This window comes from Methanospirillum hungatei (assembly GCF_019263745.1).
Lineage (GTDB): Archaea > Halobacteriota > Methanomicrobia > Methanomicrobiales > Methanospirillaceae > Methanospirillum > Methanospirillum purgamenti.
Genome location: NZ_CP077107.1, coordinates 2,872,532 through 2,890,685 on the forward strand (window position 1 = coordinate 2,872,532; position 18,154 = coordinate 2,890,685).

Genomic DNA, 18,154 nt, shown 5'->3' on the forward strand with positions numbered 1-18,154 from the left:
GGTTACACCTTATCCAGATTTATATATGGAATCATAGAGAGCAATTCAGATTTTAATGTTTCTATGCCAATACGCTCCATGAACCTGGCGGTCCGCTCCTGGGATTCTCCGTGTTTTTGGTAATATTCTAGAAGTCTGCTGACCAGATCACATGCCTCATCTATTGAAAGGCCATAGGCAATCGGGTCTGCAATTCGAGGCTTTCTTCCACCATTTCCTCCAAAAAGGACAATCCAACCCCGTGTAGTGCCAATAAGTCCGATATCACGGAGTTGACTCTCACTACAACACCGTTGGCACCCTGATACCCCGATTTTGATTTTTGCCGGGAATTTTTTATCCTGAACGAGAATTTCTATTCTGGATGCAAGCCCGATTGAATCCTGTGCTCCCCACTTACACATTTCTGTGCCAAGACACCCCTGAACAAATTTAACACAAGGTCCGAGGTCAGGCTTTCCGAGAGTGCCAAGCTCTTTAAATACGTTATCGACATCATCAGCGGGTATTCCAGCAAGAATAATCCGCTGTCCTGATGTTATTTTCATGACCGGAATGTGAAATTTTCTCCCGACAGCAGCGATTTGTTCAAGATCCTCAGAAGTGATCATGCCGGCGGGTGTATTTGTCATGATTCCGTATGTTTTCCCATCCCGTTGCAGAATTGCTCCGTTTATTTTTTTCATGATATCTTCCTCCTGTTGATATTACGTAAAAGAGGATATATTTCTCCTTTCCTCACTGACCGGTATCTGATGGATAATGTAGAATATTTATCGGAATTGCCCGCATTTCAATTGCTATGGGTTTTTTAAAATGCTCATCAAGTGCCAGGTGTAAATATTCAAGATCCGGTATCTCTCCGATTCCGATTATATGAAAAGTAAGGTTCTGTTTCCGAAGATCAAATGTAGTTATCTCATATCCTGATCCGGACAACCAGTTCTTTGTAATGTCTTGTGCTTCTTTTGAATAATATGCCTGTTCCAGGGTCTCATAACCAGAGATGAAAAGTGGGACTGATATCAGGGCGACACAGATGACTGCAATGGTAAATGCCTGTTTTCGTTTTTTAGATCGGCTTTTATCCATCCATCCAGGATTAATTCCGGAAATCCAGAAAACTGCCCCCCCGGATACCAGAATGGCAAACAGGTTTGTGAGAAACAAGAGAAATGAACCGCTTGCATCTCCCCATTGAAATTTGGACAGAGAAATACCAACAACACTGAGCGGAGGAACAAGAGAGATAGCAATCGCAACTCCAGGCAGTGAGTCACTGACCGATTCCCGGCTGACGGCAAAAGCTCCTGCAGCTCCAGATGCAAGGGCAACATAGAGTGCAAACATATCAGGTGCGGTTCTCGAGAGGATCTCTGGATTTCCCTGAAAATCAATGGCAAGAGGTGAGATACTACAAGTGAGCAGAGCAGCCAGAAGGATAACAAAAACCGTGCTAATCGTTACCATAATCAACGATTTTCCGGCCCGGTGTGTGTCCCCAAGTACAATCGCAAGTGTTGTTGCCATAATTGGTGTCATCAAAGGAGCAATTATCATGGCACCGATCACGGTGGCGGTTGAACCTGCAATCACACCATAGGTTGAGATAATGGTTGCAAGTGTCAGGAGTACTCCATAATTTAGTATTCCGTTTCCGGCACATTCACCTTCAAAACAGAGTTTTTTCTGTAGTATGGGGAGGTATGCCTGGTCAAATTTATTAACTCTTATAAATTCTTCGAGCATAGACCAATGGATGATATGAGTTCATCCATTATCATAACATTGGTAATAGGGAAATATTCCCTTATTTCATCTATTCAGGCGAATGAAAAAAAAATTAAAAGATTTATTCTCCTGTGAATGATGCCATATACCAGGTATATACTATATCGAAGTAATTCTTAATGTCATCTGTTCCTTCCAGAGCAACCGGACCCAGGTAAACCAGTGGAATAAAGGTCTTTTCACGGTTATATGACTGGGAGAATTCCTTAAACCGATCCATCTGATCAGCACCTTCTTCAAGGTTGACCTGCTCCAAAATGACATCCGGATTTTCTTTTAAGTATGTATCCCAAAAGTCATGGACTGGCATACAGGCACCACAGTTCGGATCATAAAAATAGATGGCTCCCGGTTTTTCAAAATCTGGAGCAGGCTCTTTTAAGTACTGTATAAGGCCCTGTTCATCGAGTTCCGTTCCATCTTCAATGAAAATGGTAGCTGATACGGGAAAGAATGCGATAATCAAGCTGATTAAAATAAAACTGGTGATTATCTTCATGATTAGTTTCCAAGATACATTCTGCATACGGTTCCTCTTCATCATGTATAATAACAATTCAATGGTTTTTGAATTTTTGAGTGAATAGAATATATGTTTTCTTTAGAATATGGATTTAATTACTAATATACAGAAGAAAGCGGTTGTAGTCTTTTCATTTTTTTGAAAAATAGTGTGGATCATGTCCCATTATCCTATATTGGATATAATTTTTCAAGTTTTCTGATGAGGTATGCTAAAACAAAGAGGAGCAGTCCATTTACAACAATAATCTCTGCATTAATAAGCCCTGGCATTATCCCTGGGATGAGCATCGAAATACCAAAGGCAATGGATACAAAATTGAGTATGGTCTGGGTAACATTCATTTGTTTAAGGATTGGTGGTTGAAAAACCGGTTGATCCGGTGGATTTCTCATTGCCAGGAGTACTGGGTAAAAACGTCCGATAAGTAACACGACACCCCCAATAATATTAAGCAGACCGATTAATGCCTGGAGCAGGTTGATTAAAACTCCGGGAACAACGCTGGATATAATTCCAAAGGTTGCAAAGGTCATACCAATAATGACCATCAGCCAGGAGCGTTTGTATGCACCAACCGGCGTTTCACCGAGTGCCATCATCTGAATCGCAAAAATGACCAGAAGCATCCCTAACAGCCCATCTTGTGAAAAAGGAAATAATCCCAGATTTACCGGGATCAGGACTAATCCAAGAAGAGTTAGGAGAACTGCAACCAGAAGAAGAACACTCAATGAGAGGGAGAGTGAAGTATCTTTTAGTACCAGCCAAATCCTACTTGTTTGCGTATTATCAATTCTCGCATGAATATCATTGGCTGTTTGTTTTGAAGACGGGTATTTTCGAGCAATCTTCTGAATACACCATGCAAGGTAAAATAAACTTATTGCATACAGAATTAGAATTACAGCGGTTTGTTGATTGGTAGTTATCCCAGGAAAAAGAGTGATCAGGCCACAAAAACAGCTTATAATGTATACTATCCCACACGCCAGGATGAGGTGCTGTAACACACCTGAACTATGTCTCCATGTTTTTGCCTTGTCTTCCCTCAAAAATAATTGTAGGAAAAGAGCTGCTCCTCCGAAAAAAAGAACGCTTCCGACAAGGATCCTAACATACTCTGAAAGATAGCCAGGAATAAAACCTGCAGCCATACCTACAATCGCAACGCATATACCTGCCAAAATCAAAAGCCAAGACCGCTTGAGATCACCAAATGGTGTCTTTCCCATGGTGACGATTTGAAAAGCGATAAGGAGGAGGAACAATCCATAGGTGCTATCTGGTGCATATGGAAGAATTCCGGTGTTAATCTGAAAGAGAAGTACCCCAAAAAGAAACATAAAAATCCCAAGAATGATCAAAATGACCACTTCGATCGTAAGATCTGCTTCCCCGGTAATTTTAAGATGGTTCTTTATCTGCCTGTGTTCGTCTGTCATATAATATACTACTCCTTGAATGGCGATTGTACCCTTAATGCATTCTTTCAAAGTAGCATTATTTTCGAAAAATGATATTTCTATCTGAATCCACTTATCTGTCGATAACTGCCCGCTGGCACACGTATTTTAAATCGGACACCTTCACCTGGAATACTACAGCAGATATCAAAATAAAAAAATCTTATAGTATTATGTTGTATTATCGATAATTCAATCAATAAATTATTAATACTTATGGCATAATCATGCAATAAGATGATAACCTGAAATTATAAATCTTCATGGCTCTTATTACACGATCAAGTTTTATAGAATTTGGGTGATTTTCATATCCAGGATCCAGAATGATAACTCTCTAAACCAAACATGTATTCTCGGAAATGATGTCCTGTTGTATGAATCTAAAATATGTGAGATCCTGACACATATCAGAAAACCCGGAGACTTCAGAACTCCTCCAAAAATCGCTATAATAAGTCCAACTTCATACTCCAGAACCGTTGTAGCAGATAGTATTGCCAGGGAAATTTCTGTATTAGTTAAGAGGAAAAATTTTTCTGGAGAACCATTTGGAAAAAGAGAGTTGGAGAATTTATTTGAAGAACATGCGGTTTATGTCTGCGAAGAATGTCAATATCTTTATGAAAGAAGGCCACATGGTTTTGATCTTCTGAGGTTATTTCTATCTTCTCTTGTAACGAATTCACGTCAGGTTATTACTACATGGAACCAGTATTCATGGAATTTCCTGAGTGGATTTCTTCACATAGAACGCTGGTTTCCGATAATTATTACTCTTCCTCTCTTATCCTTACCTGAATTAAAAAAATATCTCATTGCTGATGGGAAAGAAAACCTTCATTTTATTATTGATACTGAACTGGATAATTCATTGGAATTAGTAAGGAAAGATTATGATATTACCATTTCTTCATTAAATCTTTCGTTTTCTATTCCATATCTGACCGTTCAACGTCGTTATGCATCATATATTCCTTTACTCGCAGATAAACAGGCTTTGCCAGAAGAACTGATCTTTCGGGAAATATATCGACTATCTTCAGGTGAACCAGGGATCGCTCTGAAAATATTTCATGATGCGATAGTGGAAGATGAAATCAGAGTAACACACCTTCCAAAGCCGCTTTCTGTCCCTGAATTATATGCTATTGATATCTTTGTGTTAACCCTTATTCTCATGTATGAATTACCTGTATATTCAAGGCTAAATGAGTCCATTCAGGATAAAGCAATGCTTAATTCTTCATTATATCGACTGGTATCATCAGGGCTGGTAATCAGAAATGAGGAAGTATGGTGCATCAGTTTAGAGGGATTTGCACCGGTTGTGGATTACTTAAAACAACGGAGGATGATTTGGTAATGAATGAAAGCGTTGCGTTGGATATGGGCTCACCTGTTGCCCCTCTTTCCGGAGACTATTCTTTCCTTATTCTATATATTGTCCTGATTTATCTTTTAACATTTATTCTTAACTGGATTATTGGTCATTTTCTCCAACAATTTTCCGAGATGTTTTCTAAAGATCGTATCACCATACAAATGCTGATACCGCTAGTAAAAATTGCTTTTTATTGTATTGCTACCTGGTTTGCCATCACTGCAATTCTCGCTCCTTCCTATACTGAGATGGTTGCCTTTTTTGGATTATTTGGTGCTGCATTGGGTTTTGGGCTGAAGGATCTTCTGGCCAACATTATCGGAGGTATTGTGATAATTTTTGAAAAACCATATCAGATTGGGGATAAAGTAGCGTTTGGAGCGTATTATGGTGAAGTGACAGATATTGGTCTTCGAACAACAAGAATGGTTACTCCGTCTGACGATGTTGTGACCATACCAAATTACCAGATATTTTCCGGAACTGTTTCTAGTGGAAATTTTGGTTCCACTGCAATGATGGTTGTAACAGATCTCTTCATTGATACGGATTCAGATTATTCCCTGGCTCAAACTCTTGTCAGAGAAACAATTGCAAGTTCACCATATGTAATTATTAGTGATGATTTTCCTTACACAGTTCTTATTCACTCATTTCCATTTTATAATCGAATAAGGGCCAAAGCATATGTGACAGATCATAGGTATGAGTTTGAGTATCAATCTGATCTCCATCAACGAGCCTGGGATGCGATGAGAAATGAGAATATTCGTTCTCCACCATACCCGGGTGTCCTAATGGAAAAACAACAAGACTCTAACCAGTATTTAATCACTGAAAAGTTAGAGGGGAGATAATGTTTTTTTTCAAAGGTATTTTTATCACGTTTTCTCTTGAAAACAGACACCGATCTGTTATTGTTGTGTAATTCAAATGTAGAGTTCATAAAAAAACCAAAAGCACTTTATTATTTCTTTTAAAACGTAAAGGTATGTTTTCTACCCTGGTCGATTCCCGGGTTCTTAAATCATTAGGGCTTGTATTTGGAGACATCGGGACAAGTCCGATTTATACAATTGGCATCATACTTCTTGTTCTCGTCCCGGATGAGGGAAATATTTTTGGAATTATCTCTTTAATTTTCTGGAGCCTTTTTCTAATAATCACGGTCCAGTATGTCTGGTTTGCCATGAATGTTGGATCAAAGGGTGAAGGAGGTACTATTGTATTAAAAGAAATTCTGACTGGATTATTAAAGGACAGCCCATTGGTTCCGTTTATATCACTCCTGGCGATAGTCGGTGTTTGTCTTTTCATGGGTGACGGGGTGATCACACCTGCTATCAGTATTTTATCTGCTGTTGAAGGAATTAGACTCGTTCCAGGGCTTGAAGATATAAGTGGTACTATTTTGCTTCTTATTGCAGCTTCAATTGCAATCTGTTTATTTGCATTCCAGAGAAGGGGAACAGATAAGATTTCATGGGCATTTGGTCCGGTGATGGCAATATGGTTCCTCTGTCTCTCAATTACAGGGCTAATCAGTCTGGTATCAACACCGCACATTCTGTTTGCGTTAAGCCCTCATTTTGCATTTGGGTTTTTACTGGATAACGGCCTTGCTTCACTCATCGTGTTATCAGCTCTTGTATTATGTGTCACTGGAGGTGAAGCATTGTATGCTGATATGGGTCACCTTGGTCGGGAACCTATTGTAAAAGGGTGGTATTGTGTGTTTCCTGCTCTAATGCTTAGTTATCTGGGTCAGGGGGCATTTGTACTAGAACATGGTTCTACCGGAACGGTCCTCTTCTCCATGGTTTCCTCCATAGTTGGACCATTATACATTCCGTTTCTGGTCATGAGTATCTGTGCAACGGTTATAGCGTCTCAGGCTATGATCAGCGGTATGTTTTCTATTGTTTATCAGGCAATGACAACACGGATTATACCAAAAATGAAGATAGATTACACATCTTCATCACTTCGGTCACAGATCTATATTGACAGCATAAACTGGATCCTTTTATTAGCAGTGTTGATCGTTATGGCTGCTTTTCAGTCATCAGAACATCTTGGGGCAGCATATGGACTTGCAGTTGCCGGAGATATGTCAATAACTGCTTTCATGCTTCTTGTCATATTTTCCATCAAAAGGGATGCAGGAAAGGTTGGAGTCATGTGTTTATTACTTGGAATTAACCTGACCTTCTTCATGGCCTGTTTAACAAAACTCCCACATGGAGCTTACTGGTCTTTTCTTCTGGCCCTGATACCTTTTATCATAATCATGATATTTATACAGGGGCAGCAGAAACTTCGTTCAGTATTTAAACCCATCCCCTATGAAGAGTTTATCGATAAATATCATCAGTTATACAAGGGAGTATGCAAAATTTCAGGTGCTGCACTGTATTTTACCTCAGATATTCGATCAGTCTCTCCCTATATTGGACAAATTTTTTTCCAAAATAACATCATTTACCAACAAAACATTCTGGTTTCTGTCAGAGTCAAAGGATATCCTTTTGGAGTTACATCTGATTATCAGGAAGGACTGGCAGAAGGGCTTTCTGCATTTATCATTGAAGCTGGGTATATGGAAATTGTAGATATCGAAGGTCTTCTCCGTGAGAGAGGGATTTATGAAAAAACGATCTTTTATGGCATTGAGAATATCATAAGTGACCGGATGATCTGGAACCTCTTTGGTCTGATGAAAAAAGCTTCTCCACCATTTGTTCAGTTTTATTCATTGCCGGCTGAGAAAATTCACGGAGTAGTTACCAGGTTTGTAATGTAAATTAAGAAAAAAATTATTTGAAATTCAAGTCAGACTCTTATACCAGATATTCATACTCTCAAATTTTCCACAAATATTTGTATTTTTAATGAGCGTTCCACCATGTTGATACCCGAAACCGGAAAATAAACGGTTGATTTGGAGTGGTTCTGCCCTGCAAATCGTAAATGCTGTTTTAACATGATTTTTCTTCATGTGTTTCTCCATAAATGAAAGAAGTATTTTTGAGATTCCATATCCCCGATATTTTGGATTTACGGCTAAATCACTCATTTCAACAGCAGAAGCATGTGCATCAATTTCACAAGAGCCTGCACCTATAACTTCATTTGATATTTCAGCAACAAAAAAAGGTACACCAGAACTCATGATCTTTTTCAGATAATAAGGTTCACATATCGGAAATGGATATGTCTCAAAAACCTTTTTGTATAGGGCACATAGCTCTGAAATATCAGATGTGTCTGCTTTTCGAATCCTTATTTCTTGCGAATAATTTTTTTGAACTGGTGGGAGCAGGTTATTCTGGCAGGTATGAATGTTTCTTTGGATTTTATTAAACCCATCTTCTTCAGCTCTCCGGATATTAAAAAACCTGGATAAAAAAAGAGCATCTTCTATACCCTGGTAATAACCCGGAATACGCGCTTCAATCCGTGTATCCGGGGTTTTAAAATCCCTCTCTAATGATCTGGGAACCTTAAGGATAATCTTTTCATAAGAGTAAACAAGTTGTAAATAATTGATTCTATGCAGGATGAGTTCAATATCGTCCGGATGAACCTGGATAAGGTAAATCCTGTTATTATAATATCCATGTTGAATCAGGCTTTTCCCAATGGTTACTAAAAAATCAGTCTCCATCTGCCCTCCTAGAGATTCGGTCAAGATCTGCTGGGAGGATTGTAATATCATTTTCATAATCTGATAATAATGCCTCAATCCCCTGAGCACGTTTTCCTGCACTTTCCTCATCAATTGAATGTTGGAGTACACATGCCTCACACCGAAGATCACAAGTTACTCCCTCATATGAAGATGGTTCCTGATAAGTAGTGAACATCCCTTCATAATTACGGAGAACAACCTTGTTGGAAGACCACGATACGAGATAATAGGGCATCACTGGGATTTTTCCACCGCCTCCTGGTGCATCAATTACATACGTAGGAACTGCAAGACCTGAAGTATGGCCAATAAGGCTTTCAATAATTTCGATTCCTTTCCCTACTGGTGTTCTGAAATGAGCAAGGCCCTCTGCAAGATCGCATTGGAACAAGTAATATGGCCTGACACGGTTTTTTACAAGTTCTTGAACCAGTTTTTTCATGATGACCGGACAGTCATTTACCCCTGCTAATAGAACAGACTGGTTACCAAGAGGAATTCCTGCATCCGCAAGTTTTGCAAGAGCGTTACGTGAATCATCCGTGAATTCTTTTGGATGGTTAAAATGAGTATTTAGCCAGAGGGGGTGATATTTTTTGAGGATTGAAACAAGATTATCAGTTATCCGGAAAGGAAGAACAACAGGTACCCGGGATCCGATTCTGATAATCTCAATATGAGGTATTTTTCGTAACCTGCTTAGTATTCTGTCCAGTTGATGGTCTGACAGCATGAGAGGATCCCCTCCTGATAACAGGACATCTCGGATTTCGGGATGATTTTCGATGTATGAATAGGCTGCTTCCAGTTCCTCTTCCAATGGAATTGAGGATACCTGACCTACCTTTCTCTTTCGTGTACAATGTCTGCAGTACATTGCACAGGTGTTGCTTATCAGAAACAGGATTCTGTCCGGATACCTGTGTGTGATCAATGGGCATGGACTATCTGCGTCTTCTCCCAGTGGATCGTGAATATCATAGTCCTCTATGATTAATTCTCCGACAGATGGAACCGCCTGTTTAAAAATGGGATCATGATATGGATCATGGGTATCGATCAAAGACAGGTAATAAGGAGTAATAGACATAGGAAAGATGTCACATGTCTTCTGTATATCTTTTCGTTCCGTATCAGACAATGGTATGTCAAGCATGCGTTCTAGAGTTTTAATATCAGTAATGCTATGCCCAACTTGCCATTTCCAGTCTTTCCACCTTTGTTTATTATCTTCGGCAGCTTGTTCGATAGATGGAGGGATTGTTTTTATATGAGTCATATTTTTGTATGATTTTGATGAATTTGGTTTTTACCAACATTTTTTCATAAAACTGGCGAATGGGTACCTCAAGAAGAAAAAAACTTAGTAGGTTGCCACTTCACGATAAGCAGCAGGATCATATTCAAACAGCCACTCCCGGATAGGGCCTGTTCCTGGAGTAAACGGCTCATAATCATCAAACCATCGTGCCTGTGGATTTGAATGAGATATCATGAATTTGTCATAATCTTCTGGATCGGCTGCCTGATGGTACCTCATAAAGATGTTATGGTTATTCATCCCGACAACCTCTACCTTCCCGGTGCTATGAGACATAATAAATCTAGCCCGCTTTGCAAGACCTGAACATTGTTTAAATGCAGTATGCATAATCTGGTATGACTTTTCTACTGGAACTGTATAGATCTGGTTTCCTATTGTCGGCCTGCACTGGAAGACATAATATGGCGAAATTCCCTGGAATGATAATTTTTTAAATAATTGGGCCATAATGGCTGGATTATTATTCACTCCATCGATAACCGGAGTCTGGTTTACAATAATGGCACCTGCCTGCTGAAGCATCCCGATTGCCTGTATTGATTCGGGGGATATCTCTGCCGGATGGTTGAAATGAGCCATGATGTATATTTTTTTGTTTTCTTTGGATGACTCATTGATCAGAGAGATGAAATCCGGATCCCCGGTAATCCTTCCAGGATTATATGCCAGCATTTTTGTTCCTATCCGGATGATTCCAACATGATCGATAGACTTCAACTCATTGATTACTTTTCGGAGGTGTGGTGTTGAAAGGATGAGCGGATCACCACCTGATAACAGTACATCGGTAACTTCAGTATGATCTCTGATGTATCCTAGTGCCGGAGTATAATCTCTGACAGTCTGCCTTTGACAGTCCATGAAAAGACGTTTTCTGAAGCAAAAACGACAAATGCCACCGCACTCATCTGAAAGAAGGAACAGAGATGTCTGGGGATATTTATGCTGCAATCCATGTTGGACTGTGTAATTTTGTTCCTGGGATGGATCACGGCTGCCGATCATAGATAGTTCACCAGGATCTGGGAAAATGATTCTTTTTAGTGGATCGTTAGGATTATTCCAATCGATAAGAGAGAGATAATGACGTGATGCACGGAATGGGAATCGTTCTGTCACCTGTAAAAGGCTCTCTTGTTCGCTTTTTTTCAGAGACTGAAAGTATGGGATCCTGGTAATGTCTGTAATATATGTTCCTTTCATCGTGTTCACCTCCTGGTGGTTAACAATAAACCCCTGGGTGTAGGAGGGAATCCCTCGGGGTATAGAGTATCCGGGCAATGGTCAATAAGATTGGTATTCTGAAAGTCCCGGTTAAGGAATAATTGGGGATCCTCATATTTATAGTTTCTTAGATCTGATTACTATTAGTAATGATCTTGATTTATCACATACCACAATGTATTTCTAGGTCAAAGAAAAACGATATCCGTTTAATGGAGTTCTCATTTGTCTACAGGATCATATGAAGAACAGGTCCACTCTCTGTTATGCTCAAATAGAGAAGGGTTGACAATCGAGGAAGTATCACGGTTATTGCATATAACCCGGACAACTGCGGCCCGGTATCTTGAGTCTCTTTTCCACGCTGGAAGGGCTGAGCGACGGTCTCTTGGACCTGCAAAAATATATCGTGCATCGTTCCGGGTTTCGAGCTCAGAAATTCTCGCTGTCCTTGATGAAGGAGTTCTCATCATTAGTCATGATGGAACAATCACTGATGTAAATCCAGCATTTTGTGAAATGCTTTTTACTTCTTGTGATACGTTGAAAGGCAGATCAATCAGATACTCTCCATTGGCTGCTATCTTTTCTGAGGAAATTCAAAAAGTACTCCTGGAACCTCCTTTACAGGCTATTGAGGGCATTTTACATCTTTCAGGACAAATGAGGGAAAAATTCCTGCGTTATCGTATATTTGCAATTCAATTGGTGGGGGATGAACGTGGATCAGTGATGATCCTTCAGGATCAAACTGAAATCCAATCAAGTAAAGAGCAGGCAAAGAGTCTTGCATCCGAGTATGAACATCAGATCTCTCTTATTCACTCTGATTTGACGAACAATCTGGAAAAAGCAAAAAGCACAGTTCGGGAGGTATCAAGTCGTGAACGAGCAATCCGTGATCTCCTGCAGAATGTTCGCGCTGTGATTCTGAAGGTAAACTCTGCCGGAAAAGTTGTTTTTTGTAATCATTATGCATCAGAGATTGTTCATCTCCATGATGGGGAGCAAGACCATCCGGCTCTATTACATACTTTGTTTCCTCATCTGGATGAACAGGGGATAGTAATTACTGATAAAATTGACCTTGTCCGAAATGGTATTTCTGATTTTTCAAGTTGGGATTCATCACTCATCATAGAAAATCAGATCTCCTCACAGATTTATTCCTGGAATCTGATACGACTCCGGAAAGGGAAGAATGGTGCTTCAATGATTCTCGCCGGATTTGATATAACAGATCTAATCACCCGTGAACGGCAGGTTGTCCAGTCGCAAAAGAGAATGGAGTGGATTTTAGATCATCTTCCTGATCCAACATTTGCCGTTGATAAGAATAAACTGATAATACTTTGGAATAAGCAACTCGAGAATATGGCCGGTCTTCAATCAGAGGAGACAATTGGAAAATCTATTGATCTTTTTGTACCAGCAATATATGGATATAGTCGCCCTGTCCTTGCAGATCTGATATTTAACAGGTATGATCCGTCAATAAATGCATTTTTTAAAAACATTGTCCAGGAAGGGGAAGCTCTTACTGCAGAGACCATCGCATACAGGCAGGATGGGAGTAAGCGGATTTACTGGGTCAAGGTTACACCATACTACACAGAGACAGGTGAACTCTCTGGAGCTATCCAGTCACTTCGTGATATTACCTCTTTCAGGGAGAATGAAGCAAAAATCAGGGATGAAGAGGAATTACTCCGAGGTATTGCTGAGCATGTTCTGGATGATATTATGGTCATCAACCGGGCGGGTATGATATTGTATGCAAATCCATCCCTGGGAAGGTTAATTGGGACCAGTCCTGAGAATCTTATCGGGGTGCACATAAGCGAGGCCCAAGAAATCCGTAAGATTTTTCCTACCTGTGATCGATTTAAGTCTGTTTTTTTGTCTGGAATACCTCTACATGAACTTTTCACTATTACTCATGATGGGGTAGAGATGCTCATGGATGCTATGTTCATTCCAGAGAAAGATAACGCAGGCCTCATCTCTGCAATTCTCATCGTGCTTCGAAATGTTACATCACTTCGGGATGAAATATACAGTCTGCAACATCGTATAACTGGATTTATCGAATCATAACCTCAATTTTTTTTGATCTGATTCGTTCAACATTTGTTTTTCTAATCAATCTACCCCTTTTTTTTATGAGTGGCTTTATTGAGATATTTCCTAACTTGTATACTCCAATTCTAATATATATCATCATGCAGTTTATACCCGAACAGCAAGGGAGGTTTAGGTCCGGCTTCCAGGGCTGTTTTATGATGGACGACGCCCTAATCTTAAGGCGTGAAGGCACGGATAGAAGATAATAAAGTCCTTCTTGGATCGGAGGGATATGCCCTCTATGAACAGAGCGGATTTGGAAGACCGCAAAAGGACGGGCTCCGTCTCTCTCCGGTAGAAGCACTCTATCTCGTGTACCGGGGAAGAATTGAGATCCCTGGGTTTGATTTTGATTCACTTCTGGTTAGGTTTTCTGAAGATGCCCATATGATCAGATCTTTTCTGGTGTATCGTGACATTCGGGAACGTGGCTATGTGGTTCAGACAGGTCCACATGATTTCCGGGTGTTTAAAAGAGGCGAAAAACCAGGAAAAGGCGAGTCACAATACATGGTCAGAGTGCTTTCCGAACGTGATCTAATTGATTTTGCCGTAGTTCAGAATGAGGTAAAAACCACACTGAATATGAGAAAGCAACACGTACTCGCCGTGGTCGATGATGAATTTGAGATAACGTACTATGAAGTAAAAATACAGAAACTCCCAAGCCTTGAAGTAACACCTGACCCAAAGCCGGCTGTTGGAATTCTTTCAAGTATATCTGTTATCATAACCGCAGATGCAGATCTCGGTTATGATCAGGCATTTTATGGAAAAAGACTTGATGAAGCAAGGATTGTCCTTGCAACGGTTGAAGCAACCTACCTGATGGAGCAGGGTCTTGTGACGATTCATCAGGGTGAGGAGATATTAACCCCTGACGGGTATTGCACCCTGATCCGTGATTCAGATCCTGAACTTGACAAAAAAATTGCTGTGTACCGCCATTTGCGGACACTCCAGTATATTCCAAAGACCGGGTATAAGTTTGGGCATCATTTCCGTGTTTATTCCGGAAGAAAAATCCATTCAGAGATGCTCGTTCAGGCAATCGACAAGGGTGAAACCCTTCCCATGAATAGTATATCACGGTCTGTACGGATGGCACATAGTGTCAAAAAGAAGATGTTATTTGCCGGTATACATGATGAGGGCATTGTCTTCATAGAATTTGCACGAATAAAACTCTAGAATCATCATGGATACTGAAGCAGTAAATCCCTGGGCATCAGACCAGTCTGTCGATATTGAGCGTCTACATGCCGAGTTCGGAATTGAGCGAATCGAAACGGTTACCAATCTTCTCCCAGACGTTCCTGATTTTATCAGAAGAGGAATTGTCTTTGGTCACCGCGATTACCATCAGATAGCGAATGCAATCAGGACCAATGAACCCTTTAATGTTATGACCGGATTTATGCCATCCGGACATCCGCATCTGGGACACCTGATGGTCATGAAAGAAGTAGTCTGGCATGTAAAGCAGGGAGGGAGGGGATATATCTGTATTGCTGATCGTGAGGCTCATGCAGTCCGGAACCTTACCTGGGAACAGTGCCGGAAATATGGTGATGAATACCTCTCCTGCCTCTATGCCCTCGGGTACCATGGAGAAACGTATGAGCAAAGTTCTAACCGGATCGTACAGGATCTTGCATTTGAAGCATCAGCCAAAGTGAATTTTTCAGAGCTCTCTGCAATTTATGGATTTACTCCTGATACCGACATCGGTCATGCTATGAGTGTCTTAACCCAGGTTGCAGATATTCTCCATCCCCAGGTGGAATCAGAACCGGCCCCGACTGTTGTGCCAGTTGGTCTTGACCAGGATCCGCATATCCGTCTTACGAGAGGGGTTGCCCATAAACTCCGGATGTTCACCGTCGAAGATCGGAATACTCATGTCAGTGTCCGGTCAAAGGAGGCCCCGGAAGAGGCGATGGAAGCGGTGCATAAGGCATTTAGGGGATCCAAACGGTACGAAGGACATATAGATATTACCGGGGTTCCTCTGGATGTCGTAAAAAAGACTATCCGGGCGATCGAGCGGACTTATGGGGGATATGGATTTGTTACTCCCTCAGCGACCTTTCACCGGTTTATGCCCGGTCTGACCGGGGGGAAGATGTCATCCAGTATCCCGGAGAGTATTATTGGATTTTATGAGGATGACAAGAAGGTCACCAAGAAGATCATGTCTGCCCTGACTGGTGGCCGGATGACACTCCAGGAACAAAAAGAGCTTGGTGGAGAAGCAGATAAATGCCCGGTGTTCCTCCTGAATCTGTTTCATATGGTATCAGATGATACAGAACTTGCTGAAATCCGGCGGAAATGTATGGCTGGAGAACTCATGTGTGGGCAGTGTAAGAAAGATAGTGCTGCGAGAGTTTTAGCATTCCTGGATGAATTCAGGGAAAAGATGGCAGTTGCAGCAGATCAGATACGATCAGAAAAGAGTTGTTAATCAAGAATTCTCTTTTTTTTCCGCTTGGTATGGATAGTTATCTGAGTATCCATGATACGCAAGGTAATCCTTCATCACCTTCACGCAAGTTCAAACGTAAATTCAAATGTTTTTATAAACCCCTGCTTTTCCAATTGGGTTAAAGGGCGGGAATGATAGATCTTTGTTCCCTGACGGAGCATCTCTAGTGCCCTACAGTAGTTTGTTAATCTCTGTTTGTACCGAATATCCCACATTCCGCAGTTTGTTATGTGAAATAATATTTTTCATGATGCGTCCCAAGCAATCGAATAATTTTCCGAATCGTTTTATCCAAATTGAGAACTTTGGTGACGATTCTGCCTTCAATCCGAAGTGAGAGTTCTCTAACTCTTCGAAATAAAAAGAAAATCCAGCGTAATGTTGGTTTTTGAGTTGGTTTACCGGTTTGATTCGGCACTGTTTCATTAGTCTCTTTGAGACTTTTCCGTAACTTGTACTCTGTTATGGCGTATACATATAGACAAAGAACCATGATCATTGCCAAAGCCTGAATTCTCCCTGTATTTTTGAGAAATACGTCAGACACCCGGAACGTTTTATCCTTCAGAAACCTGAATCCTTTTTCGACCTGTGATTGACCTTTATAATAGTTTAACGTGGTTTCAGGATCCAAATCCAGATCATTTGTCGCAATAATAAATCTGCCAAGAATTGACTTTTCTTTTTCTAATTCAGTAAAATTTAGTGAGATATCAGCCTCAATAACATATTTCAGTATGAGCGTTTCATCTTTTCCAGGCCGTCCCCGTTTCTTCTCTAATCGCTCGTGAACTTGTTTTATAGAACAAGTATCAAAAATTACCCACGGGTGTTTCGAAACCCATTCGGCAGCAGCACTTCTGGCATCGGGTTCACAGGCAAAACGTTTACAGGCCAGGTGTTTTAGGGATTTTTGAGCTCGTATGAGTTCTTTCTCTACTTTTTTATCAAAATCCTTCTCTTTTTTTCTTTGTTGTTCACTTGAATGAAAGACAATCCAAGTTTGTCTGACTCCGGCGTAATTGGATGATGAGCAATAGTATGAATAACGACTGTCTTCGCAGGAAGTGAAAGATTCAGAAGTTTTTCGAAGAGACTCAGCTTCAGATATTGTTAAGGGAACACGTGATATCCAGAAGGTATGAAAGCCGAGCGTCTGAAGATTTTCTTCAGTATAGAATGCTGAATCTGCTACATGAATGACTTTTTCTGCAACATTGAGGTTCTTTTTAACTTTCGTTATGATCTCAAGGAGTGCTTTTTTATCAGACTCATTCCCTGAGAATGTCTGAAGAAGAAGAGGAATTCCATGTTGATTGGTTGCCATTCCAAGTGCAAATCGTTTAAGATCCCAGCGACCATCCTTTGGATGACCATGCGTTATCTCAATTTCTTCAGTATTGCTGTCTGAGTCATAGTTTCCATGGACACTAAAGTTGGTAGTATCGTTATTTACTAAATTGATTGCGAATTGGTCTCTTTCAAGGCATTCCGATACAATATGATTGAACATTTCGGTTTCTCCAAACGCATGAATTGCATCTAAAGTCCGACCCAGAAGATCATCATTCAATTGTGTTGGAGTGATCTCCTTGTTAAAAAGACGAGTGAGGGAGATATCGGTAAAAAATGCAGGAAAAAGATAAAGCCGCCGTTCAATATATCCTAGGCCATTTATGACCATTGCTTTAACAATATCGCCATGTGTCAAGTGATGTGGACCTGTTTTTGGAATGAAGTTATCAATTATCTGACCAATATTCAGTTCATCATAACTACCAGCAACAAGTCCAAGATGACCGATTGTCCTATCTGAATCTGATACGAAGATATCATCGAAATCCATCGTTTATCCATAGAGATCGATCAGGAAGTATTTATAGTTAAGCTTTTATGATTAATTGAATTTTATAAAAGGATATGCGGAATGTGGGAATATCCTTTTTTCATTCATTTTGTGTGGGTTCCTGATGTCATTCGATATGTATACTGTAGTGGATATTTCATTCTAAAGTCTGATCACTTCTCTTGTTCTGGAAATACCATACAAAATGGTTTGTGTCCCTTTTCTGCGGGAGATTGTAAGAGCGAACCAATTCGATCATATGGAGGTCTTATTCCCGGTATAATGGGAATTTT

15 protein-coding genes are annotated in these 18,154 nt (G+C 40.4%); 6 read left to right on the top strand and 9 right to left on the bottom strand.

Annotated features, from left to right (window positions below; all coding sequences use genetic code 11):
* Positions 1-2: 2 nt before the first annotated feature.
* From KSK55_RS13865 to KSK55_RS13880, 4 genes are all read right to left on the bottom strand, one after another.
* A complete protein-coding gene (locus KSK55_RS13865) occupies positions 3-686 on the bottom strand; it encodes a nitrite/sulfite reductase domain-containing protein (protein ID WP_218607322.1) in 684 nt (227 codons plus the stop codon).
* 52 nt (positions 687-738) lie between these two features.
* The gene (locus KSK55_RS13870; RefSeq protein WP_218607323.1) at positions 739-1,749 is read right to left on the bottom strand and encodes a TIGR00341 family protein; all 1,011 of its coding nucleotides are present in this window, start codon (positions 1,747-1,749) and stop codon (positions 739-741) included.
* A gap of 103 nt (positions 1,750-1,852) precedes the next feature.
* Positions 1,853-2,317 (bottom strand): hypothetical protein, encoded by a 465-nt coding sequence (locus tag KSK55_RS13875; protein ID WP_218607324.1) that lies wholly within the window; start codon positions 2,315-2,317, stop codon positions 1,853-1,855.
* Positions 2,318-2,484: 167 nt separating this feature from the next.
* A complete protein-coding gene (locus tag KSK55_RS13880; protein WP_218607325.1) occupies positions 2,485-3,759 on the bottom strand; it encodes a hypothetical protein in 1,275 nt (424 codons plus the stop codon).
* 394 nt (positions 3,760-4,153) lie between these two features.
* Here KSK55_RS13880 and KSK55_RS13885 point away from each other — a divergent pair, with 394 nt between their 5' ends.
* From KSK55_RS13885 to KSK55_RS13895, 3 genes are all read left to right on the top strand, one after another.
* A complete protein-coding gene (locus KSK55_RS13885) occupies positions 4,154-5,146 on the top strand; it encodes a hypothetical protein (protein ID WP_218607326.1) in 993 nt (330 codons plus the stop codon).
* Positions 5,146-6,021, top strand: coding sequence for a mechanosensitive ion channel family protein (locus KSK55_RS13890; protein WP_214420772.1), 876 nt, complete (start codon positions 5,146-5,148; stop codon positions 6,019-6,021). Before KSK55_RS13885 ends, KSK55_RS13890 begins: the two co-directional genes overlap by 1 nt.
* Positions 6,022-6,155: 134 nt before the next feature.
* A complete protein-coding gene (locus KSK55_RS13895) occupies positions 6,156-7,967 on the top strand; it encodes a KUP/HAK/KT family potassium transporter (protein WP_218607327.1) in 1,812 nt (603 codons plus the stop codon).
* 24 nt (positions 7,968-7,991) lie between these two features.
* Here KSK55_RS13895 and ablB read toward each other — a convergent pair whose 3' ends face one another.
* The 3 genes from ablB to KSK55_RS13910 form a co-directional block, all read right to left on the bottom strand.
* On the bottom strand, positions 7,992-8,831 hold the full coding sequence (gene ablB / locus KSK55_RS13900; protein ID WP_218607329.1) for a putative beta-lysine N-acetyltransferase: 840 nt from the start codon (positions 8,829-8,831) through the stop codon (positions 7,992-7,994).
* Positions 8,821-10,134 (bottom strand): lysine 2,3-aminomutase, encoded by a 1,314-nt coding sequence (gene kamA, locus KSK55_RS13905; protein ID WP_218607330.1) that lies wholly within the window; start codon positions 10,132-10,134, stop codon positions 8,821-8,823. The genes ablB and kamA overlap by 11 nt, the downstream gene beginning before the upstream one ends.
* Before the next feature lie 84 nt (positions 10,135-10,218).
* Complete coding sequence (locus tag KSK55_RS13910) at positions 10,219-11,382, bottom strand: KamA family radical SAM protein (RefSeq protein ID WP_218607331.1); 1,164 nt, start codon at positions 11,380-11,382, stop codon at positions 10,219-10,221.
* A 246-nt stretch (positions 11,383-11,628) separates the two neighbouring features.
* On the opposite strand from KSK55_RS13910, the gene KSK55_RS13915 reads away from it, so the two are divergent.
* The 3 genes from KSK55_RS13915 to KSK55_RS13925 all read left to right on the top strand — a co-directional run bounded on the left by KSK55_RS13915 (position 11,629) and on the right by KSK55_RS13925 (position 15,994).
* On the top strand, positions 11,629-13,500 hold the full coding sequence (locus tag KSK55_RS13915) for a PAS domain S-box protein (RefSeq protein ID WP_218607332.1): 1,872 nt from the start codon (positions 11,629-11,631) through the stop codon (positions 13,498-13,500).
* Positions 13,501-13,710: 210 nt separating this feature from the next.
* Positions 13,711-14,718 (top strand): tRNA-intron lyase, encoded by a 1,008-nt coding sequence (gene endA / locus KSK55_RS13920; RefSeq protein WP_218607333.1) that lies wholly within the window; start codon positions 13,711-13,713, stop codon positions 14,716-14,718.
* Between the two features lie 7 nt (positions 14,719-14,725).
* Entirely contained in the window at positions 14,726-15,994 is a 1,269-nt protein-coding gene (locus KSK55_RS13925; RefSeq protein WP_218607334.1) for a tryptophan--tRNA ligase, read from the top strand.
* An 80-nt stretch (positions 15,995-16,074) separates the two neighbouring features.
* Here the strand turns inward: KSK55_RS13925 and KSK55_RS16560 are convergent, their stop codons facing one another.
* Positions 16,075-16,230: a nucleotidyltransferase substrate binding protein gene (locus KSK55_RS16560; RefSeq protein ID WP_306127601.1), complete on the bottom strand. Its 156-nt coding sequence runs from the start codon at positions 16,228-16,230 to the stop codon at positions 16,075-16,077.
* 11 nt (positions 16,231-16,241) lie between these two features.
* Entirely contained in the window at positions 16,242-17,861 is a 1,620-nt protein-coding gene (locus KSK55_RS13935; RefSeq protein WP_218607335.1) for an IS1634 family transposase, read from the bottom strand.
* Positions 17,862-18,154: the final 293 nt, after the last annotated feature.